Below are 19,911 nucleotides of genomic sequence, written 5' to 3'. Positions count from 1 at the left end.
CTCAATTTTGGTAGATTTGTACGCAATCAAATTATACCAAAACCCTGTGTTCATGCGGAATTTTTATATCTGTTTGACCCAATTAAGCCGGAATTAGAGCTGATTTATTAGGTGCGAAACTTCAGTAACGTAGAAGTAGGCAAGCAGATTCTTACGAGCGGTGTAAAAATTCTGCAGTATCGGGAAAAATCGAAAAAGATGAAGGCTATGTATGAAGAATGTCTGGCTTTAAGAAAGATGACTCGTGAGGCTGGAGCCTTATTTATTGTCAACGATCATCTCGATTTAGCCCTAGCTGTTGATGCTGACGGGGTTCACGTTGGCCAAGACGATCTGCCTGTTAAGGTTGTGCGAGAGATTGTGGGGCCGAATCGCATAATTGGTCTGTCTACTCATTCCCCAGAACAAGCCCAAGCTGCAGTAAGGGAAGGAGCGGATTATATTGGTGTTGGTCCAATTTATAAAACTCAGACGAAAACCGACGTCTGTGCTCCCGTCGGTTTAGAATACCTGCGTTATGTGGTTGAAAACTTGAATATTCCTTTTGTTACCATTGGCGGAATCAAGGAGCATAATTTATCTGACGTAGTCAAAAACGGCGCTGAGACTGTGGCCTTAGTTACCGAGATTGTTGGCAGTGAGGATATTCACGGTACTATTATGAGGTTAAGCAGCATCTTGAAAAAGAAAGTTTGATAAGACTCCTCATATCGCTTAATACGCTATAGGAAGAATGAAAATAGGTAGTGTGGATTGGTCGAGTGTCCCTGAAGCCATTGACGGCGAGAAGGGACACTCGGCCGTCAATGGCTTAATAAGTTTTTGGCTGCTATATTTGAGAAGAACACAATGGATTGGAATATAAATAATTGATTGTCAAGATAAATCGATACTATAGACACGAAACCATTTCCGGTGGTACCATTTAAGTAAGATCAAGGTGGAAAAAAGGAATAGTAAATCACATATAGATTTTAGATTTTTCGAGAAGATCATGTGAATGTTAGAACTTTAACAAGGAGGGACTTTCTATGAAAAAATGTGCCGAATTTATAAAACGATTTACGTTAAAGGGTCAAGACAGTTGTGTAAGAGAACTAAGAGAAGAGGAACTCCAAGAGTATCAACAAGTTTATAATGATCTAATTACAAAACTTATTCAAACAGGCGGCGAGATACCTCAAAAAATGGAGATTCAAGTAATTAATAAAATTGTTGCTCAAAATGATGAGGATGTAACTCCCCTGGGTATGGTTCGTGTAAGTTTCGAATATTTGGCGAGGATATTGACCTTTACTAAAGGACTGGGAATTCAATGGCAGGTCGATATTCGAGAGTGTACAGATACTCACTTTAAGGAATTGTCCTATTTTAAAATTACGGTTGATTGTGACAAAGATCTATTTTTGGCTATGGCCAAAGATGCAGGGTTTAGGTATCCTAGACTTTGCGTTCAGCAAACAGCCTGATCTTGAAAAAGAAAATATATCAAGAAGCGAAAAAATAACGTCTTTAAAAGATAGACGTTATTTTTTCGCTTCTTAGAGTCAAAATTATTTTCCCAGCTAAACTGTAAGATACAATTAATATGCAGAAAAATGATAGCAATTCGAAGAAAATCATTTATATTGGGCTTTTTTAGCGTTGTATACATCAAAAGTCAGCTTCCCAAGGATTCAGTTTGCAGCGCTCCTTTGTTGTTACCCTGCTTTAGTCTGAATTCTCGAGAAGACTAAAATACTTTCCTGAGAATGTTACTTTTTTGTTACATATTGGACATTCAAGAAGGAATATTTAGGAAAAATGTTGAATTGAAATTTGTAATTTCAAGGAATAACTTAAAATGAGATAAGCAAGCAGGGTTGATTTGTTGCAAAAGATACTGAAATTAAAGAGGGTTGTCAATGGAAGAGGATATGAATTTTCAACACCATCAATTTAATCGGTATAAGTATATCATTGAAAATATTAAAGATGTAGTTTGGGAAATGACTAAGGATTTCGTTTTTACCTTTGTAAGCCCAAACGTTAAGGAGATGACAGGTTATGATGCTGGTGATTTAATAGGACATAAAATGCCGGAGTTTTTGGCTGAAGAGTCTAGAAATCAGTTTATCAATCAGTCCATGCCGCGTGTCCAAAAACGAATAGATGGAGATTCCGAAGAAATAATCTTATATGATGTCCAATTTGTTTGTAAGAACGGATTTGTCAAATGGTTTGAAGTATCTTCTAAGCCGATGTTTGAAGAAGAACGATTCATCGGTTACATAGGGACAACCCGTGATATAACAGAAAAAAAAGAGTATGAAAGTCAGTTGAAAACTTATATTAATGAGCTAAAGGTTATGAATAATAAGCTTGAAAAAATGGCAACGTTGGATGCCTTGACTGGGGTATATAACCGCAGAAAATTTAATGATGATCTTAACCTAGTCATTAAGGATAAGGAAAATCATAACATCTCATTTTCCTTGATATTCTTTGATATTGATCATTTTAAGATGATCAATGATCGTTATGGGCATAAAATGGGTGATCTTATTTTACGGCATATTTCTGATTTAGTATTGATGAATATTAGAAAAACAGATCGCTTATTTCGTTGGGGCGGAGAAGAATTTATCATTATTCTAAATGGATCGGAGTTAGAGGACGCGAGAAAGGTTGCCGGTAAAATAAGAAGCGTAATCCAAGAACATGACTTTGGAATAGGACAAAAAATAACCATTAGTTTAGGAGTTGGGGAATATAAACCAAACGAAAATACTGACCAAGTTATAATAAGGCTGGATAAAGCATTATTTGAAGCGAAGTCTAAAGGTCGAAACAGAGTTGTCTCCTGCTAAGCTTTATGTCACATAATTACTCAGTACTTTGTTAGACCACCGCAAGTAAATAACGTTTGCTGGTCTATGCTAGTGAGTGTATCGTCCTTGGTAACCAGGGAATTTATATAATTCTTTTGCTGTAAGAGATCTAAATCCCATTTTGGTCCAGAAAAAGCGAGCTTCGGCAACTGAACCGAGAACAATGTATTTGAAGCCAAAATCACGAGCAAATTCTTGCAGCCATTGAACACAAAAAGACCCAATTCTCTTTCTCATATACTGTGAGGGTAATATAAGCCGCTCCAAATAAATACCCTGTCTTGTATTACAAAAATGAAAACAAAATTGAGTTTGTTCTACTGTTGTTGGGCCCTCTAAACAAATTGTGTCAGTTCCATAATTCACAATTTCAAATTGAAGTTTGTAATTTTTAAATATGCGGTCGTTAAACGTGTTGAGTGCTATTTTTATTGCCTCAGCAGATAACGTTAAAGTAGGACTGGAAACTGGAAATTCATAAACAAAAATTCCTGTATCCTTTGGATCTTCAGGAAAGCATATTATAATCCTCTCCTTTCCATGGCAATGTTATGTTCAAGCGATTTTGCTAATTCTATCGAGTATTAATAGAGGAAAAAGAATTAGTCAAAATCATTATTGACATATGTTCAAAATCAAGTATAATTGACCAAAAAGGTATATGTCAATAATAAGAAGGGGGTAATCCGAATGCCAGGGAAAAATATGATGGGGCAAAGGACACGAGGACTCTCTAGGGGAAAAGAAACCGGGGTTTGTAACAGAGCAAATCCTGTAGACCAGAACATTGACAAATTTATGACACAGAAAGAATTACTGCAAGAACATAAGGGGGTATTCTAAAGTGAAAATTGCAGTTGCCAGTGATAATGGTATGGTTGCCGAGCATTTTGGTCATTGCCGTAGTTTCAGTATTTTTTCTGTGGAAAATAATCAAATTGTTAACGTCGAATCATTACTAAACCCTGGGCATAAGCCTGGCTTTTTACCCAACTTTTTAAATGACTTAGGAGTAGAAGTTATTGTTTCAGGTGGTATGGGCGGTGGCGCAATAGAAATATTTAATGAAAAGGGAATTCAAGTGATAACAGGCGCCGGGGGACATGCCCAGAGCGTTGCAGAGCAATATCTGCAAGGTACTCTCAAAACTAACGGTGCTGTTTGTAATGAACATATGCAACATAACGAATGTGGCCATTAAGATTTGAAAAAAGGCTCTAATTCTTATATAGTAGTAATTGGTAACTATTATTTTTTACTCAGGGAGAACAAATTAAGGAGGTTATATTAATGATTGCTGAAGTAAATCAAGATGAATGTATCGGGTGTGAATCCTGCCCTGCCTTTTGTCCTGAGGTATTCAGAATGGGTAATGATGGGTTAGCAGAAGTTTATACAACTCCAGTCCCCAGCGAATGTGAGGAAGCTGCTAAAGAAGCCGCTCAGGGTTGTCCTGCACATTGTATTTCTATTGAAGAGTAGTATATAAGAAAAGAGGAAAGCTGTAGAGAGGGTGTGATCACATCCTTTAATACAGCTTTCTTTTATTTCTATAATTAAAGAAGAAAATAAAAAGTGCAATCGGCAAAGAACCTAATAATTTCAAATCATGATTTGCTGATTTGAGTTAGGAGCAACACCTTTGGAGGATAGGCTTGTCTCAAATAGCACTACTCCGCAAATGGAGTTTAGTGCTATTATGTTTACTGAAAAAAGAGAGTTATCCAGACCAATGATTATTAAAAATATTAATTGGTAAGATAGCGATTAACTATAGACTTTAGACTTTGAGAATGTTATCCTTTACACAAGATCAATGGTGAGAAAGATATTAATAAAGTATAAGCATCTAAATGTATTTGAGAATGTGAATGTAAACACTATCTCATAAATAATAACTCAGTAGGCCGCACTTATCCCCCAGCTAATTAAGATTTTTTCCTTAGGGAATGCTATTTCAAGACCTTGAATTAAAGCTATAAAGGAGGCGTTGTATATGTTCGCATGGATTTCGATGATAATGTTAGCTATTTTTCTTGGGGCCTGCGCTGTAGTAATTGCTACTTCTTGTTATCACATTTCGAAACTGATTCGCAGGCATTTCAGTAAGCACAATTATATAATTAAACCTCAGCAATTAAAGACTAGTCATGGATAAGAATACTGGGAAAAATTCATAGAAATCAAGTCAAAAGGGGCTATCACTTTAAAAAAGTGGTAGTCCCTTTTAAAATAACCTGAAATCTTCAATTGGTATTTCCTTCGTAAAAGTTTCTGTTGGCGGGTTATTTCTATTGACTCCCGATAGCATAGCCTTGATGATTTGAGAACATTCCTTAATAAAGTTATCTAAACTCGAGCTAGTCATTCCCTCTTCATAAACCAGTTTACTATTTAAATAATTATTGAAATGATATTCTTTGCTTGAAAAGTATTCATCAAATCTTGCTTCAATTTGCGGCGGTCCAAATTTAGCTGCTTCCCGGCAAACATATAAACGGCACAGTGGTGTCGTGGCGTCTTTGGGTAAAATACAACCTGTATTACTTGCAAAGGGACAATGATTAAAACTAGATTTCATTTCCACCATTATTCCGTTATAGCCTTCGATTATTTGACCCTCATTTAAGATTAAGGTATAGATATCTGGATAATTTAGATATAAAAATACTAAATCGAAAAGACAAAATTCTGGTTCATAAGAGCAACAACCTAATTTTTCAGGATCATTTGCAGCATTTCGGCAACAAACTGAACAGAGATTGGTACAAATACTTGGGCGTAAAGGGTCATTAATAATAGTAAATTCTGCTATCATTCGCAAATCCCTCTCTCTAATCTTCTGTTGTTGAGTTCTTAATAACTGTAACTAAAACAGATTAATTATACTTTTTAACGTGACAATGCATCTTAACGGTACTATGATTATATAAAAATGGAGCATTTCTTACATTAAGACTAAAAAGTGTGACTAGTTTAACAAAATGCTTAAGGCTTGTAAAGTAGAAAAATGATAATACTAAATTATTAGATAGCCAATGTGAGAACGTTATGAAATCATGTGAAGAAAAGAGGATGGCAAGTGCATTTTGAAGCGGGATATTTTTCTGAACCAGACAAAAATTTAACAGCTACTTGGTTATTATTTAAAGGGAACAAAATTGTCACTCTAGATAGGAAACTGCAATTTAGTCCTTCAGAAATTGAGTCCTATAAATTGAAAAATTATTTAGTTCGAAGCCAGCAAATTGAAGGAGCAGACGGGCATTTGTTAAATATTGCGGAGCTCAGTCAGGAGACGGTTTTACCGGAGGAGATGACATGTATAAATCTTAGACAGTTACTGGGCGAAATTCCAGACGAATTATTTTTTTTGGCGGGAAAAGCTTCCCAACTATTGTTCTGGGATTATACCCATCAATTCTGCAGCCGGTGCGGAGGTCAAACAGAGAATAAGTACGATGAAAGAGCTAAAATTTGTCCTTCATGTGGGTTTGTCAATTATCCACGAATCTCTCCGGCAATTATTGTGGCGATTATTAAAGGACATGAAATTTTATTGGCCAAGGGAAGCCGCTTTCAAGGCGGTTTCTATAGCGTTTTAGCAGGGTTCGTGGAGCCGGGGGAAACCTTTGAGGAGTGTGTGCAACGGGAAGTCAGGGAAGAAGTAGGCATTAAGGTCAAAAATATCAAGTATTTCGGCAGTCAGCCCTGGCCATTCCCCGATTCATTAATGGTCGGTTTTACTGCTGAATATGCGAGCGGGGACATAATAATTGATAATAAAGAAATCATCGATGCCGGATGGTTTGCTATAGAAAATATGCCTTTAATACCAAAAACAGGGAGCATAGCCCGGCGATTAATTGATTGGTTTGTTGAAAGCCAAGATAAACAGGCAAGGTCTTGAGGAAACTGATTACGGTATTACGTGTTACGTATTATATGGGCAAGAACAAGGATATTAAAGGAGACCTATATTTGGAGGTTAACGATGACAACAAACATGATCTTGATTATCGCAGCTATCGTTATTGGAGTATTTATAGTTGTAAAATTTATACGATTTATAGTTAAAGGAATATTTTTATTGGCAGTGTTAGCTTTGGCCCTATTCCTACTTCTGAACTTGACTCAGGAAACACCATTAAAAAACATTACTAATGGTAAAGTACAAACTACAGTGCAAAGCGGGATCGGTAATGTTACTCAGAAACTTAAAACCATTAATTATAAGCAAGCTCAAACAAATTTCCAAAATGCTCTAACTCAAAGCATTGATTATGGTAAACGAGCATTAGCTAAAATAGGTCATTGATTTGGATGTTATAAAAAGAATGAAGCAGAATCTTACGGTTAAAAAGATAACACGGTTATATGAAAGCTGCTAGAAAATATAAAAGATTATAGTGGCAGAGCATATTTGCTTTTTCCTAATGAGAATGAGGATCTTGACACAAATACTACTAAAGATTTTCCGAAAGATGAGAAGGGATTTGTTTTAATAGATGGGGCATGGAAAGAAGCGAGAAAAATTGTCAGAAAGAGCAGCTGCTTAAACGATCTTCCTGTAGTTTCGATCAAGCCTTCTCGGGAATCGAGATTTCTATTGTGGAGAGGCAGAATTAAAGGAACTTTGTGCACTATTGAAGCAGCAATGGAAATCCTGAAAATTACAGGCGAGATAGAGCAGCAGCAAATTGCAGAGAATTATTTCAACATCTTTCTGTGTCATTATAATGCAGGGGCCAGTTCGCATCCACCGAAAGAATAGGTAAAAAAAGAAAAGGCCTAGGCTTTGCACCTAGGCCGAACCGTCTAAAAATGGAAAGGTTGGGGTGGCACATGAGGTCTCAATAGTTTGCGTAATACCCACAGTTCCCAGATGATTATTGACAACAGGACAATTATAATAATCAATGCCGTTATAATCATATAGTTCACTCCTTTATTTTGTGCTAATCTTAAGTGCGAGAGGATTCCTAATACATGCTATTCAGCATGTCCAGCAGATGTTCATGACTTTGAAAATTTGCATGAAAAAGCTCGAGAAATTCTGTAAAATTCTTGATGATTTGCGGTTGACAAATCCAAACAAGATGAGTATGATACATAGTAATTAAATAACTCACCCTAAACCGTTGAAGTGGAGATAAAAACAAATCGTGCACTTCCAGAGAGCCGGAGTTGCTGTGAACCGGCAGAACGCAGATTGTTAAATGGACCACGGAGGGCGCGATCAAAGGCTTTGACCAAGTATTTCGCGACGTGAAGGCATACGTCAGTTGCCAGGAATATGATGGTATTCTGTTAAGCGTGCGGAATTTTTTTCCGTGAAGCAAGGTGGCACCGCGGGTATTGTATTGAATTCAACCCGTCCTTGACTATAGTCATTGGACGGGTTTTTTGACGTTTGAAAACAAGGCCCTCCCGTCCATGAACGAAGAGCATGTTCAAAGGAGGTAATTATGTACAGACCAAGCTTAGATGAAGCCAGAGAAATTGCAGCAGATTACAACCTGATTCCCGTCAGCCGTGAAATATACTCGGATATCAGGACTCCCATCGAAGTGCTGAAAATCCTGAAAGGCGTCAGCAGTCACTGTTTTTTGCTGGAAAGTCTTCAGAGCGCCGAAACGTGGGGACGTTACACCTTTTTAGGTTTTGATCCCAAACTGGAAGTAACCTGTACAAACGGAACGATCACTACCAAATCATTATCGAAAATCAGTTCTCAGACCACGGAACACCCCCGAGAGTATATTCAACAGATCCTTGATGACAATAAAAGCCCGCGGTTAGAGTACCTGCCGCCTTTTACCGGCGGCTTGGTAGGGTATTTTTCTTATGATTATATCAAATACAATGAACCTTCCCTCAAACTGGATGCGGAAGATCAGGAAGGCTTTAAAGATGTAGATTTAATGCTCTTTGACAAGGTCATTGCTTTTGATAACTTGAAACAAAAAATCATTCTTATCGCCAATGTAAGAACGGATAAACTTGCTTCAAATTATAGCAAGGCTGTCAAGGAAATCGAAGCCATGGCTGACCTCATCAAACACGGGGTCTATCGAGAAACTCAACCTGGTAAAGTCACTTCCGAATTTCGCCCGTTGTTTAAGGAAAACGAATATTGCGAGATGGTAAACAAAGGTAAGCATTATATCCATGAAGGGGATATCTTTCAAGTCGTGCTCTCAAATCGTTTCGAAGCAGATTTTGCAGGCAGCCTTCTTAATGCTTATCGTGTGCTGAGAACCTTAAACCCATCTCCCTATATGTTTTATATCTCCAGCAATGATTTGGAAATTGCCGGCGCTTCTCCGGAAACCTTAGTTAAACTTCAAAATGGAACACTCTTCACTTTTCCTTTGGCAGGAACTAAACCAAGAGGAAAAAATGCTGAGGAGGACATTCAGAACGAAAAAGATTTGCTCTCCGATCCTAAAGAATTGGCCGAGCATAATATGCTGGTGGATTTGGGCAGAAACGACTTGGGCAGAATCAGCAAATTTGGCACCGTTAAGGTTGAAAAATATCAGTCGATCGAGCGTTTCTCACATGTTATGCATCTCGGATCGACGGTTAAAGGGGAAATAAGAGAGGATAAAAAAGCTTTAGATGCTGTTGATGCTGTACTGCCGGCCGGCACGCTTTCTGGGGCCCCTAAAATCAGAGCCTGTGAGATTATCAATGAACTTGAAAATAATAAGCGCGGCATCTACGGGGGAGCCATTGGCTATATCGATTTTACCGGCAACTTAGATACCTGTATTGCCATCCGCATTGTCTTTAAAAAGAACGGTAAGATCTTTGTCCGTTCCGGAGCCGGTATTGTTGCCGACAGTGTGCCGGAAAAGGAATATCAAGAATGCCTCAACAAAGCCCAAGCTGTCATGAAAGCTCTTAAAATGTCTGAGGAGGTTATCGACTGATGATTCTCTTAATCGATAATTATGATAGTTTTTCCTATAACCTCTATCAACTTATTGGTTCCATCAATCCTGATATTAAGGTCATTCGCAACGATGAACTAAGCATACCGGAAATCGAGGCTTTGGAACCTGAAGCAATTATTCTCTCTCCCGGGCCGGGTAAACCGGCGGACGCCGGCGTCTGTATTGAGAGTTCCAGATATTTCGCAGGCAAAATCCCTGTCTTCGGGGTTTGCCTAGGCCATCAGTCGATTTGCGAAGCCTTCGGGGCCACAGTGTCCTATGCTCGAGAGCTAATGCACGGCAAACAATCGACAATAAAGATAGATACGGATTGTTCGCTTTTCCAAGGCTTGCCGGATACTATCGCAGGAGCGCGCTATCATTCTCTGGCCGCTCTGGAAGAAACCATACCCAAGGAACTAAAGGTCATCGCCCGAACGGATGACGGGGAAATAATGGCCGTTAAACACAAGGATTACAAGGTTTATGGCGTTCAGTTTCATCCGGAATCGATCCTCACACCACAGGGGAAAACCATTATGGAAAATTTTTTGAGGGGGAATAAGCATGATAACCGAAGCAATATACAAGGTCATTAAAGGTGAAGACCTGGACTTTGAGACGGCCAAGACGGTTATGGGGGAAATGATGGATGGGAGCGCTACCCATGCCCAAATGGGCGCTTTCCTCGCCGCCCTGAGGATGAAGGGCGAAAGTATTGATGAAATTACCGCCAGCGCTCAGGCCATGCGTGAAAAAGCCCTGCACCTTGATCAGGTTCACGACGTTATGGATATTGTAGGCACCGGCGGAGACGAGGCGGGGACGTTTAATATTTCGACAACGACAGCCTTTGTTGTTGCTGCCGCGGGAGTCCCTGTAGCCAAGCACGGCAACCGTAGTGTTTCCAGTAAAAGCGGAGCAGCCGATGTATTAGAAAAGTTGGGCATTAATATCGCTATTTCTGCTGAGCGGAGCCGCAAAATTTTAGAATCTATTAATTTGTGTTTTATGTTTGCTCAAACCTATCATAGCTCAATGAAACACTGTGCTCCTGTACGGCGTGAGATGGGCGTCCGCACAATCTTCAATATCCTTGGCCCTCTTGCCAACCCTGCCGGGGCTAAGCGGCAGTTAATGGGTGTCTATGACGAGAAACTTGTGGAACCTTTGGCAAGGGTGCTTTCCAATCTCGGTGTCAAGCGGGGCATGGTGGTTCACGGTTGTGATGGCTTAGATGAGGCAACGCTGACCACGAGGACGAAGGTTTGTGAAATAGAGGATGGGAACCTTAAAAGTTATTATCTGGACCCTCAGGAATTAGGATTTAATTATTGTAATTTGGAGGAGCTCATTGGAGGGGATGCTGAAGAAAATGCTCAGATAACCCGCAATATCTTAAACGGTTCTGAGCGGGGTGCCAAACGTGATGTTGTCGTTCTCAATGCTGCTCTCTGTTTGTACCTGGCTGACAAGGCTGCGACGATTCAGGCTGCTGTCCCTCTTGCCCAAGATCTTATCGACAGCGGCGCAGCTTTCAGCAAGCTTGAAGAATTTGCCGGACTTTCCAACGAGGTGCTGGGACATTGATTTTAGAGAAAATAGCGCAGCGAACCGTGGAGCGAGTCGCTGAACTGAAACGAAAAGAAACGGAAGAGCAAATTATTTTAGAAGCCAAGGCTTTAGATCCCAATACAGGCTTTCCCTTTGAAGAGGCTCTCAGAGCTGAGGGACTATCTTTTATCTGTGAGGTAAAAAGAGCGTCACCATCTAAAGGAATTATTGCTCAAGATTTTCCCTATTTACAGATTGCCAGGGACTATGAAGCGGCAGGCGCTGCAGCGATTTCCGTGCTGACGGAACCCTATTGGTTTCAAGGTCAGGACCGCTATCTCACGGAGATTCGCCAGGAAGTAAAGCTTCCTCTCCTGCGCAAGGATTTTATTGTGGACAGCTATCAAATATACGAAGCCAAGATCATTGGGGCCTCTGCTATCCTGCTCATTTGCGCTTTGTTGGCTGCGGATACACTCAAAACCTATCTGGAAATTGCTCATAGTTTGGGCTTAAGTGCCCTTGTGGAAGCTCATACTGCAGAGGAGGTCAGCTCGGCCTTGCAGGCCGGGGCCAGAGTGATCGGAGTCAATAACCGTAACCTTAAAACCTTTGAAGTTGATCTGAACACCAGTATCAGGCTGCGTAAATTAGTCCCTAAAGACATTCTCTTTGTCTCGGAAAGCGGCATTAAATTGCCGGAGGATGTGGCTGTCTTAAAGGCCAATAAGACCGACGCCGTTCTGATCGGGGAAACCTTGATGCGCAGCCGTCATAAAAAAGAAGAGCTTGCCCTGCTGCGGGGGGACAATTAAGCTATGAAAATTAAAATCTGCGGACTCTTTCAAAATTGTGATATTGACTTTGTCAATGAGGCTAAACCAGATTTTATCGGTTTTGTTTTTGCCAAGAGCCGCCGACAGATACCTGTGGAATGGGCAAAGGCCATGCGGCCGAAACTAAGTCCGGAAATCACACCAGTGGGTGTCTTTGTTAATGAATCGTTAACCAAGATCGCTGAACTTTTGAATGATAATATTATTGAAATGGCTCAGCTCCATGGGAACGAAGGTGAAACCTATATCCGGGAATTAAAAACCTTGACCTCTAAACCAATAATTAAGGCAATTCATGTGAAAACACACGTTGATATTGAGGCGATGCAGGACAGCGCGGCCGATTTTTTACTCCTCGATCACGGAGCAGGCGGGACCGGTCAGACTTTTGACTGGAGTATGGTCGGAGAAGTAAAAAAACCCTTTTTTTTGGCCGGAGGACTAAAGGCAGATAATATTGAGCAGGCAATTAGGGCAGCAAAGCCTTTTGCCGTTGATCTCAGCAGCGGAGTGGAGACAGATGGGAAGAAAGACAAGGCTAAAATTCTAGAAATAGTTAGGAGAATGCGATATGAGTAAAGGCAGATACGGCATTCACGGGGGGCAATATATCCCGGAAACTCTGATGAATGAAATCATCAACCTGGAAAAAGCTTACGAACATTTTAAGAATGACCCCGAGTTTAAGGCAGAGCTTAAAAAGCTGCTGAACGAGTATGCGGGAAGACCTTCGCTGCTCTATTATGCCGAGAAAATGAGCAAAGACTTAGGGGGCGCCAAAATCTATTTAAAGCGTGAAGACCTGAATCATACCGGTTCCCATAAAATCAACAACGTTTTAGGGCAGGCTTTGATGGCTAAGAAAATGGGCAAGACACGCGTTATTGCCGAAACTGGGGCCGGACAGCATGGTGTTGCCACTGCTACAGCGGCAGCCCTGCTCGGCCTAGAGTGTGAGATTTTTATGGGTAAGGAAGATACGGACAGGCAAGCGCTTAACGTTTACCGGATGGAGCTGCTGGGAGCCAAGGTTCATGCGGTAACCAGCGGCACTATGACCTTGAAGGATGCTGTAAACGAAACAATGCGTGAGTGGACGGCACGTGTTCATGATACTCATTATGTTTTAGGGTCTGTGATGGGTCCTCATCCTTTCCCCATGATCGTCCGTGATTTTCAAAGCGTCATCAGTGAGGAGGCCAGAGAACAGATTCTGGAACTTGAGGGCAAACTTCCCGATGTGGTGCTTGCCTGTGTCGGCGGCGGCAGTAATGCGATGGGGATGTTCTACAATTTCATCGCTGACGAAGGCGTTAAATTAATTGGCTGTGAAGCGGCGGGACACGGAATTAATACGGAAAAGCATGCTGCTACCATCGCTAAAGGAAAATTAGGGGTTTTCCATGGCATGAAGTCTTACTTCTGTCAGGATGAATATGGGCAAATTGCCCCGGTCTATTCGATTTCCGCCGGTCTCGATTATCCGGGGATAGGACCGGAACATGCCAATCTTCACGATTCAGGCAGGGCGGAATATGTCCCTATTACTGATGGCGAGGCGGTAGAAGCTTTTGAGTATCTAGCCAGAACTGAAGGAATTATTTGTGCGATTGAAAGTGCTCATGCTGTGGCTCATGCCAAGAAAATTGCCGGAAATCTGAGTAAGGATCAAATCATCATCATCTGTTTGTCAGGACGAGGAGATAAAGATGTTGCCGCGATTGCGCGCTACAAGGGGGTAAGTATCTATGAGTAATATTGCAGAGGCCTTTAAAAACGGGAAAGCCTTTATCGGATTTGTCACAGGGGGAGATCCTTCACTGGAAAAGAGTGAGGAATTCATTTTGGCAATGGTTCAGGGCGGTGCTGATTTAGTGGAAATTGGTATTCCTTTCTCTGATCCCATTGCTGAGGGACCGGTTATTCAAGAGGCGAACATCCGGGCCCTTGCAGCCGGAGCAACCGTGGACAAAATTTTTGACTTGGTGGTTTCAGTGCGCCAAAAGACTAAGGTGCCTCTCGTTTTTCTAACCTATTTGAATCCCGTCTTTAATTATGGGTACTCCCGCTTTTTTCAACGCTGTGCTGAAGTCGGGGTTGACGGCATTATTATCCCTGATCTGCCTTATGAAGAAAAAGGTGAGCTGACTGAAATTGCCGCTGGTTTTGGAGTTGACGTGATTTCCTTAATCGCCCCCACTTCGGAACAACGCATTAAACAGATTGCCGCGGAGGCGACAGGTTTTATTTATGTGGTCTCTTCCATGGGTGTCACAGGTATGAGAAGTGAAATTAAAACAGATTTGAGTTCGATCATAGGGGTTATAAGGGAATCAAGTTCTGTTCCTACGGCGGTAGGCTTTGGTATTAATACGCCAAAACAGGCTGAGGAAATTGCCAAAATTACCGATGGGGTGATTGTGGGCAGTGCGATTGTCAAAATTGTTGAGAAGTATGGTGAAGAGGCCGGTCCTCATATTTATGACTATGTTCGAAGTATGAAAGACGCGGTTAGAGATATTGATTAGATAGAAATATTATTTGTTTTGGCGGCTAAAATAACGGCAATACAACGGAAATAACAGCTCGAAAGGGCTGTTATTTCTTATTTTCGAATACTTCGGTTGTATACATTCCTCTAGCGTCAGGTACAAACTAACCTGCCACTTTCGTTGGAGGATAACAAATTCGAAGACAGTGTCTCGAATGCCAGCTAAGTTTTCTTCCTTACTTTAGCGTTGTTATTTTTAGAGAGAGCCGTATTTGAGATACCAGGATATAAAATGTAATAACCCTTGTTTAAATTAGTAGGATATTTCAAAAAAATGTTGAAACTTTATTTGTTGGGTTCCAATTTGAAGCAGATTTTTCGTAACTGTCGGGGGCATAATTTCGTTGCTGGATTGCATTAATATTTTTCAATGGAGCCGCATAATGCTTCATAGTTAAAACTATTTGGGGGGATTATGTATGGAAGAAAATCAATCAATTGTAAAGCTTACTATGGTTATCGTCATGATAACATCCTTTATCACCCCATTTATGAGTAATGCTATAAATCTTGGCATTCCCCAGATTGCTTTGGAATACGGGGTTGATCAATCCTGGCTGAACTGGGTGGTAACCAGCTACTTGTTGGCCACGGCAGCCTTTTTATTACCCTTTGGCCGTTTAGCTGATCTTGTCGGCCGCAAAAAGATTTTTATTCTGGGAATGATTGCTTTTGCTGTAACATCTTTGGGCTGCGGATTGGCTTTTTCTTTTCCCGTTTTAATTGTATTTAGGGTTTTTCAAGGAATTGCCAGTGCCATGATCTTTGGTACTTCGATGGCCATCTTAACATCTGTCGTCCCGGCAAAAGACCGGGGAAAGGCAATGGGGTTAAGTGCAGCAGCTACCTATATTGGCCTCTCTTTAGGTCCCGTCCTGGGAGGATTCATCTGCAGCACCATCAGCTGGCGCGGGATATTTCTCTTAAATTTTGTGATTTCTTTGGTAATTCTTGGTTTGACTTTAACCAAACTATCCGGGGAATGGATTGGAGCAGATCATGAAAACCTGGATAAATGGGGGAGTATTCTGTGGATACTTGGCATTTTGCTTTTCCTTTATGGATTATCTGATATTGCTGCAGGATACAACTATATGATTGCCTTTGCCTGCGGGCTTCTGCTTTTGGCTGCCTTTGTTATCTATGAAAATAAACTATCATATCCTCTTCTGCCCATGGGCTTGTTTCTCAGCAATCGTTCCTTTACCTTTTCCAACCTTGCTGCCCTTATTAACTACAGCGCGACGTTCGCTTTGGTTTACCTCATGTCAATATATCTGCAAAATGTCCAAAACGTTGAAATATCTCAGTCAGGTTTAATTCTTTTGTCTCAGCCCATTATTATGGCTTTTCTTTCTCCTTTGGCTGGCCGTTTATCGGATCGAATCAATTCTCAGATCCTCGCTTCTTTAGGCATGGGTATAACAACCTTAGGCTTGTTTTCATTCGTTTTTTTGCTTAAGAATACGTCTATTTTGCTTATTGTTCTTAATCTGGCCTTCATCGGACTCGGTTTTGCCCTCTTTTCCTCTCCTAATACTAATGCTGTAATGAGCTCTGTTGAACGGTCCCTTTATGGAGTAGCCTCCTCAACTCTGGGAACCATGAGGTTGCTGGGTCAAACATTAAGTATGACCATAGTGGCTTTAATTACTTCCTTAGACATGAAGGATATGACTCTTGATTCCCCGTATTACGTGACAAGTTTCCTAAAAAGCTCGAAAAACAGTTTCATTGTCTTTAGTTTTCTTTGTTTGATCGGTACCTTTGCCTCCTTAGCAAGAGGAAAAAGGATAAAATCTCCCCTTGAGTAGCCTTTGCCTCTGACTGATAACTTGAGCGGATTCTTGATATTTTAAAAAGTGGGAATTCTTAATGCCTAGGAATAAGGCAAGCTGAAGTTACATATTAGTAGGTAAGAACTCCGCCAGGGGGGCATGTTATGAAGAAAAGGGGATTATGGTTTCTCATTGGGATCAGTATCGTGTTGTTGGGGGGTATCATAGGATGGCTTAATTGGCCGCCAGACCCTACTAAGCTGGTAACACACGGCTTGGAAAAATTAAATGCTGCGCCCTCTTTTCGCTACAGTTTGACCCAGCATCAATGGGTTGAAGGAAAAGATCGGGTTCTTGCCCGAGTACAGGGGGAAAAAACCGGAGGAAACACTAGGATTTTAGGAGAATTGACGGGAAGCGAAGTTGAGCTGATCAAAATCGGCAAATCAACGTTCAGCAAAGATCCCTTTAGCAAAAAATGGATTAAATTTGCTAACGGGCAGGCTGCAGAAGAAGTCTTTCTGGCGGAGCTCGACCCCCTATCTTCATTACAAATGAAAGAACTTGGTGAGGTGGTGCTTAGCGGTCAAGGGAAGGTCAACGAACAAAAAGTTTGGGTTTGCCAGTTAAAGCCCAGTGTGCAAAATAAAATGATGGAGGAATTTTGGACCGATTTCCAGTACACACTTTATATTCGAAAGTCGGATAAAACGTTGGTAAAAGCGACAATCGAAGCCAAAAATAAAGCCAAATCTGACCCTATGACAATGACACTTGAGTTTTGGGATATTGGAAAGAAGATAACGATACAGGCCCCTACTCTTTAAAAGAGCGATAAAATAAAGTTTAGAAAGAGTCAAGGACATAAGCCAGGAAACCCGAGAGGTGTTCCTGGCTTTTATTTTTCTGTTTGCGGCGAGAAGACTGGTGAGATAACGAAGTGTAGGTAGGAGAGGTTCGCTTGCAGAAATGACAAGGCTCTGGTATAGTTTTTAAATAAGTTTTAATTGATTTTTTGTGTGGAGGGGTCCATTGTGGAAGAATATATCGGGAAGGTATTGATTTCCAAGGAGGGGTTAGCAAAACGCGTTGCCGAATTGGGAGCACAGATTACTCGGGATTACGAAGGTAAAAATCTTTTAGTGTTAGGGATCTTGAAAGGAGCCGTCCCTTTTATGGCGGATCTTATTCGTGAGATCAAGCTGCCATTGGCTTACGACTTTATGGCCTTATCGAGCTATGGTGTGTCAACAAAATCTTCTGGAGTCGTGCGGATTCTTAAAGATTTGGAACGTAGTGTGGATGACGTTCATATTTTGGTGGTCGAAGATATTGTCGATACCGGATTAACCCTGAAGTACTTGAAAGAAAATCTCAAAGCTCGTAACCCTTTGAGTGTTAAGGTGGTTACCCTGCTCGATAAGGCTGCCCGCCGGCAGGTGGAAGTAGTTCCTGATTATAACGGGTTTGCTATTCCCGATGAATTTGTTGTGGGCTACGGTTTGGATTTTAATGAAGAATATCGGAATTTACCCTACGTAGGAGTTCTGAAACAGGAAGCTTATGAAGTTAATTAACAAAGAAATGGTGATGAAATAACGTGACAAAGGAAGTCGTTTTAGTTCTGGATTTTGGAGGGCAATACAATCAGCTCATTGCAAGACGAGTACGTGAAGCTCATGTATATTCTGAGATGATTTCTTATAAAACGTCTATCGAGGACATAAAGGCACGGCAGCCTAAAGGCATTATCTTTTCCGGAGGGCCTGCCAGTGTTAATCAGCCGAATGCTCCAAAAGTGGACCCCGAAATTTATAACTTGGGAATTCCTATCCTGGGGATTTGCTACGGCATGCAGCTTATGGCCCTGCAATTGGGAGGTGCGGTGGAACGTCCCATAGCCAGTGAGTACGGTAAAGCCATGCTTACTGTGGACAAAGCAAACGATTTATGGGCCGGTTTAGGCGGGGAGCGTCCTTGCTGGATGAGCCATGGCGATTCTATTAAGTCTTTGCCTGAAGGCTTTGAGATTGCTGCCCATACTGGGCATACATCTATCGCAGCAATGATGGATTCTGCGCGCCATTTTTATGGCGTTCAATTTCATCCTGAAGTTAAACATACTCCTGACGGTCAAAAAATGCTTGAGCAATTTTTGTTTGATGTCTGTCACTGTGCCGGGGATTGGACTATGGAGTCATTCATTGAACTGCAAGTAGCTGAGATCCGGGCTAAGGTCGGAAAGGGACGAGTCCTCTGCGCCTTGAGCGGCGGTGTTGATTCTTCAGTAGCTGCCGCTTTAGTTCATAAAGCTGTAGGTGACCAATTGACCTGCGTTTTTGTCGATCATGGTTTTATGCGCAAGAACGAAGCGGAACAAGTCCGAAAAGTTTTCACGGAGCAGTTTCAGCTTAATTTAGTGTTTGTGGATGCTCGCGAGCGATTTATGGCCAAGCTTGAAGGAGTATCTGAGCCCGAGGTTAAACGTAAGGCGATCGGCAATGAGTTCATTAGAGTATTTGAAGCTGAGGCTGCAAAACTCGGTCAAGTTGACTTTCTGGTGCAGGGGACACTCTATCCGGACATTGTCGAGAGCGGCACGGAGACAGCGGAAACTATCAAGAGCCATCATAATGTTGGCGGCCTGCCGGAGGATATGCAGTTTAAGCTGGTTGAACCGCTGCGCATGTTATTTAAAGACGAAGTGCGCGAATTAGGGACGGAATTGGGCATGAGTGAAGAAATCGTTTGGCGTCAACCTTTCCCGGGACCTGGTCTGGCAATCCGTATTCTCGGTGAGGTAACCCGCGAGAAACTAGATATTCTGCGAGAAGCGGATGCCATTATTATCGAGGAAATTCGCCGCTCAGGCTTATATCGGGATCTGTGGCAAAGCTTTGCCGTCCTTCCCTCCATCAAAAGCGTTGGCGTAATGGGAGACGGCCGAACTTATGAATATCCAATAATCTTAAGAGCGGTGACGAGTGAAGACGCCATGACCGCTGATTGGGCCAGACTGCCCTATGACCTTCTCCACAACATCTCCTCACGGATTGTCAATGAAGTCCGCGGGGTAAACCGCGTCGTTTATGATATCACCAGCAAACCACCCGGAACGATTGAGTGGGAGTAGATGGACATTTAAAATAGTCATTATAAGCTATAAAATCTTGCGCTTTTTCACAATCTGCTATATAATAAGCTTATTAAATAAACGATTGGCGATGAGGCCTTACCGTGCTAAAGCATGTGTAAGGCTTTTTTTGTTCTTGTATACAATGTAATAGTAGTAAAGGTGCTGCTTTTCCTAGGTTTATCGCCGGGATTAAGCGGCTTTTTTTATTTAAGGGAGGTGAGTTCTGAAATGGGAGAATATTTAAC

At 41.4% G+C, this 19,911-nt stretch carries 21 protein-coding genes; 20 read left to right on the top strand and 1 reads right to left on the bottom strand.

The features are described from left to right. The first annotated feature begins 111 nt into the window (after positions 1–111). The 6 genes from thiE to B5Y67_RS07595 all read left to right on the top strand — a co-directional run bounded on the left by thiE (position 112) and on the right by B5Y67_RS07595 (position 4,352). Positions 112–696 (top strand): thiamine phosphate synthase, encoded by a 585-nt coding sequence (thiE, locus tag B5Y67_RS07625; RefSeq protein ID WP_088225856.1) that lies wholly within the window; start codon positions 112–114, stop codon positions 694–696. A gap of 335 nt (positions 697–1,031) precedes the next feature. Further along, positions 1,032–1,469, top strand: coding sequence for a hypothetical protein (locus B5Y67_RS07620; protein WP_088225855.1), 438 nt, complete (start codon positions 1,032–1,034; stop codon positions 1,467–1,469). Positions 1,470–1,904: 435 nt separating this feature from the next. Further along, entirely contained in the window at positions 1,905–2,849 is a 945-nt protein-coding gene (locus B5Y67_RS07610) for a sensor domain-containing diguanylate cyclase (RefSeq protein ID WP_088225853.1), read from the top strand. A gap of 711 nt (positions 2,850–3,560) precedes the next feature. Beyond that, entirely contained in the window at positions 3,561–3,713 is a 153-nt protein-coding gene (locus tag B5Y67_RS25270; protein ID WP_170932626.1) for a hypothetical protein, read from the top strand. 31 nt (positions 3,714–3,744) lie between these two features. Beyond that, entirely contained in the window at positions 3,745–4,071 is a 327-nt protein-coding gene (locus tag B5Y67_RS07600) for a NifB/NifX family molybdenum-iron cluster-binding protein (protein WP_088225860.1), read from the top strand. A gap of 89 nt (positions 4,072–4,160) precedes the next feature. Further along, complete coding sequence (locus tag B5Y67_RS07595; RefSeq protein ID WP_088225851.1) at positions 4,161–4,352, top strand: ferredoxin; 192 nt, start codon at positions 4,161–4,163, stop codon at positions 4,350–4,352. A gap of 745 nt (positions 4,353–5,097) precedes the next feature. Here the strand turns inward: B5Y67_RS07595 and B5Y67_RS07590 are convergent. Beyond that, complete coding sequence (locus B5Y67_RS07590; protein ID WP_088225850.1) at positions 5,098–5,688, bottom strand: hypothetical protein; 591 nt, start codon at positions 5,686–5,688, stop codon at positions 5,098–5,100. Positions 5,689–5,952: 264 nt separating this feature from the next. On the opposite strand from B5Y67_RS07590, the gene nudC reads away from it, so the two are divergent. The 14 genes from nudC (at position 5,953) to guaA (ending at position 19,663) form a co-directional block, all read left to right on the top strand. After that, on the top strand, positions 5,953–6,780 hold the full coding sequence (nudC, locus tag B5Y67_RS07585; protein ID WP_088225849.1) for an NAD(+) diphosphatase: 828 nt from the start codon (positions 5,953–5,955) through the stop codon (positions 6,778–6,780). Between the two features lie 84 nt (positions 6,781–6,864). Then, positions 6,865–7,188 (top strand): hypothetical protein, encoded by a 324-nt coding sequence (locus tag B5Y67_RS07580; RefSeq protein WP_088225848.1) that lies wholly within the window; start codon positions 6,865–6,867, stop codon positions 7,186–7,188. Positions 7,189–7,254: 66 nt separating this feature from the next. Further along, positions 7,255–7,644, top strand: a complete 390-nt coding sequence (locus B5Y67_RS07575; RefSeq protein WP_088225847.1) for a tRNA-uridine aminocarboxypropyltransferase — start codon at positions 7,255–7,257, stop codon at positions 7,642–7,644. 694 nt (positions 7,645–8,338) lie between these two features. Continuing rightward, the gene (trpE, locus tag B5Y67_RS07570; RefSeq protein WP_088225846.1) at positions 8,339–9,808 is read left to right on the top strand and encodes an anthranilate synthase component I; all 1,470 of its coding nucleotides are present in this window, start codon (positions 8,339–8,341) and stop codon (positions 9,806–9,808) included. Next, positions 9,808–10,410, top strand: coding sequence for an aminodeoxychorismate/anthranilate synthase component II (locus B5Y67_RS07565; RefSeq protein ID WP_088225845.1), 603 nt, complete (start codon positions 9,808–9,810; stop codon positions 10,408–10,410). Before trpE ends, B5Y67_RS07565 begins: the two co-directional genes overlap by 1 nt. Continuing rightward, on the top strand, positions 10,379–11,401 hold the full coding sequence (trpD, locus tag B5Y67_RS07560) for an anthranilate phosphoribosyltransferase (protein ID WP_088225844.1): 1,023 nt from the start codon (positions 10,379–10,381) through the stop codon (positions 11,399–11,401). The genes B5Y67_RS07565 and trpD overlap by 32 nt, the downstream gene beginning before the upstream one ends. Further along, entirely contained in the window at positions 11,398–12,180 is a 783-nt protein-coding gene (gene trpC / locus B5Y67_RS07555; protein WP_088225843.1) for an indole-3-glycerol phosphate synthase TrpC, read from the top strand. The genes trpD and trpC overlap by 4 nt, the downstream gene beginning before the upstream one ends. A 3-nt stretch (positions 12,181–12,183) precedes the next feature. Next, positions 12,184–12,780: a phosphoribosylanthranilate isomerase gene (locus B5Y67_RS07550; protein WP_088225842.1), complete on the top strand. Its 597-nt coding sequence runs from the start codon at positions 12,184–12,186 to the stop codon at positions 12,778–12,780. Next, a complete protein-coding gene (gene trpB, locus B5Y67_RS07545; RefSeq protein WP_088225841.1) occupies positions 12,773–13,957 on the top strand; it encodes a tryptophan synthase subunit beta in 1,185 nt (394 codons plus the stop codon). Before B5Y67_RS07550 ends, trpB begins: the two co-directional genes overlap by 8 nt. Further along, positions 13,950–14,729 (top strand): tryptophan synthase subunit alpha, encoded by a 780-nt coding sequence (gene trpA / locus B5Y67_RS07540; protein ID WP_088225840.1) that lies wholly within the window; start codon positions 13,950–13,952, stop codon positions 14,727–14,729. Before trpB ends, trpA begins: the two co-directional genes overlap by 8 nt. Positions 14,730–15,171: 442 nt before the next feature. After that, a complete protein-coding gene (locus B5Y67_RS07535; protein WP_088225839.1) occupies positions 15,172–16,566 on the top strand; it encodes an MFS transporter in 1,395 nt (464 codons plus the stop codon). 128 nt (positions 16,567–16,694) lie between these two features. Continuing rightward, entirely contained in the window at positions 16,695–17,357 is a 663-nt protein-coding gene (locus tag B5Y67_RS07530) for a hypothetical protein (protein WP_088225838.1), read from the top strand. Positions 17,358–17,564: 207 nt separating this feature from the next. Beyond that, positions 17,565–18,107 (top strand): hypoxanthine phosphoribosyltransferase, encoded by a 543-nt coding sequence (gene hpt / locus B5Y67_RS07525; RefSeq protein WP_088225837.1) that lies wholly within the window; start codon positions 17,565–17,567, stop codon positions 18,105–18,107. Positions 18,108–18,130: 23 nt separating this feature from the next. After that, positions 18,131–19,663, top strand: a complete 1,533-nt coding sequence (gene guaA / locus B5Y67_RS07520; protein WP_088225836.1) for a glutamine-hydrolyzing GMP synthase — start codon at positions 18,131–18,133, stop codon at positions 19,661–19,663. Positions 19,664–19,911 lie beyond the last annotated feature (248 nt).

This window comes from Desulfosporosinus sp. FKB, from assembly GCF_002196705.1.
Lineage (GTDB): Bacteria > Bacillota > Desulfitobacteriia > Desulfitobacteriales > Desulfitobacteriaceae > Desulfosporosinus.
Note: the sequence above shows the minus strand (reverse complement) of the source record. Positions and strands in the feature narration are given on the sequence as shown.

What these genes read in the sequence shown, in the direction of transcription:
- B5Y67_RS07620 (WP_088225855.1), top strand. Translation starts at nt 1,032, where the DNA reads ATGAAAAAATGTGCCGAATTTATAAAACGATTTACGTTAAAGGGTCAA.
- B5Y67_RS07610 (WP_088225853.1), top strand. Translation starts at nt 1,905, where the DNA reads ATGGAAGAGGATATGAATTTTCAACACCATCAATTTAATCGGTATAAG.
- B5Y67_RS25270 (WP_170932626.1), top strand. Translation starts at nt 3,561, where the DNA reads ATGCCAGGGAAAAATATGATGGGGCAAAGGACACGAGGACTCTCTAGG.
- B5Y67_RS07600 (WP_088225860.1), top strand. Translation starts at nt 3,745, where the DNA reads ATGGTTGCCGAGCATTTTGGTCATTGCCGTAGTTTCAGTATTTTTTCT.
- B5Y67_RS07595 (WP_088225851.1), top strand. Translation starts at nt 4,161, where the DNA reads ATGATTGCTGAAGTAAATCAAGATGAATGTATCGGGTGTGAATCCTGC.
- B5Y67_RS07590 (WP_088225850.1), bottom strand. Translation starts at nt 5,688, where the DNA reads ATGATAGCAGAATTTACTATTATTAATGACCCTTTACGCCCAAGTATT.
- B5Y67_RS07580 (WP_088225848.1), top strand. Translation starts at nt 6,865, where the DNA reads ATGACAACAAACATGATCTTGATTATCGCAGCTATCGTTATTGGAGTA.
- trpE (WP_088225846.1), top strand. Translation starts at nt 8,339, where the DNA reads ATGTACAGACCAAGCTTAGATGAAGCCAGAGAAATTGCAGCAGATTAC.
- B5Y67_RS07565 (WP_088225845.1), top strand. Translation starts at nt 9,808, where the DNA reads ATGATTCTCTTAATCGATAATTATGATAGTTTTTCCTATAACCTCTAT.
- trpD (WP_088225844.1), top strand. Translation starts at nt 10,379, where the DNA reads ATGATAACCGAAGCAATATACAAGGTCATTAAAGGTGAAGACCTGGAC.
- B5Y67_RS07550 (WP_088225842.1), top strand. Translation starts at nt 12,184, where the DNA reads ATGAAAATTAAAATCTGCGGACTCTTTCAAAATTGTGATATTGACTTT.
- trpB (WP_088225841.1), top strand. Translation starts at nt 12,773, where the DNA reads ATGAGTAAAGGCAGATACGGCATTCACGGGGGGCAATATATCCCGGAA.
- trpA (WP_088225840.1), top strand. Translation starts at nt 13,950, where the DNA reads ATGAGTAATATTGCAGAGGCCTTTAAAAACGGGAAAGCCTTTATCGGA.
- B5Y67_RS07535 (WP_088225839.1), top strand. Translation starts at nt 15,172, where the DNA reads ATGGAAGAAAATCAATCAATTGTAAAGCTTACTATGGTTATCGTCATG.
- B5Y67_RS07530 (WP_088225838.1), top strand. Translation starts at nt 16,695, where the DNA reads ATGAAGAAAAGGGGATTATGGTTTCTCATTGGGATCAGTATCGTGTTG.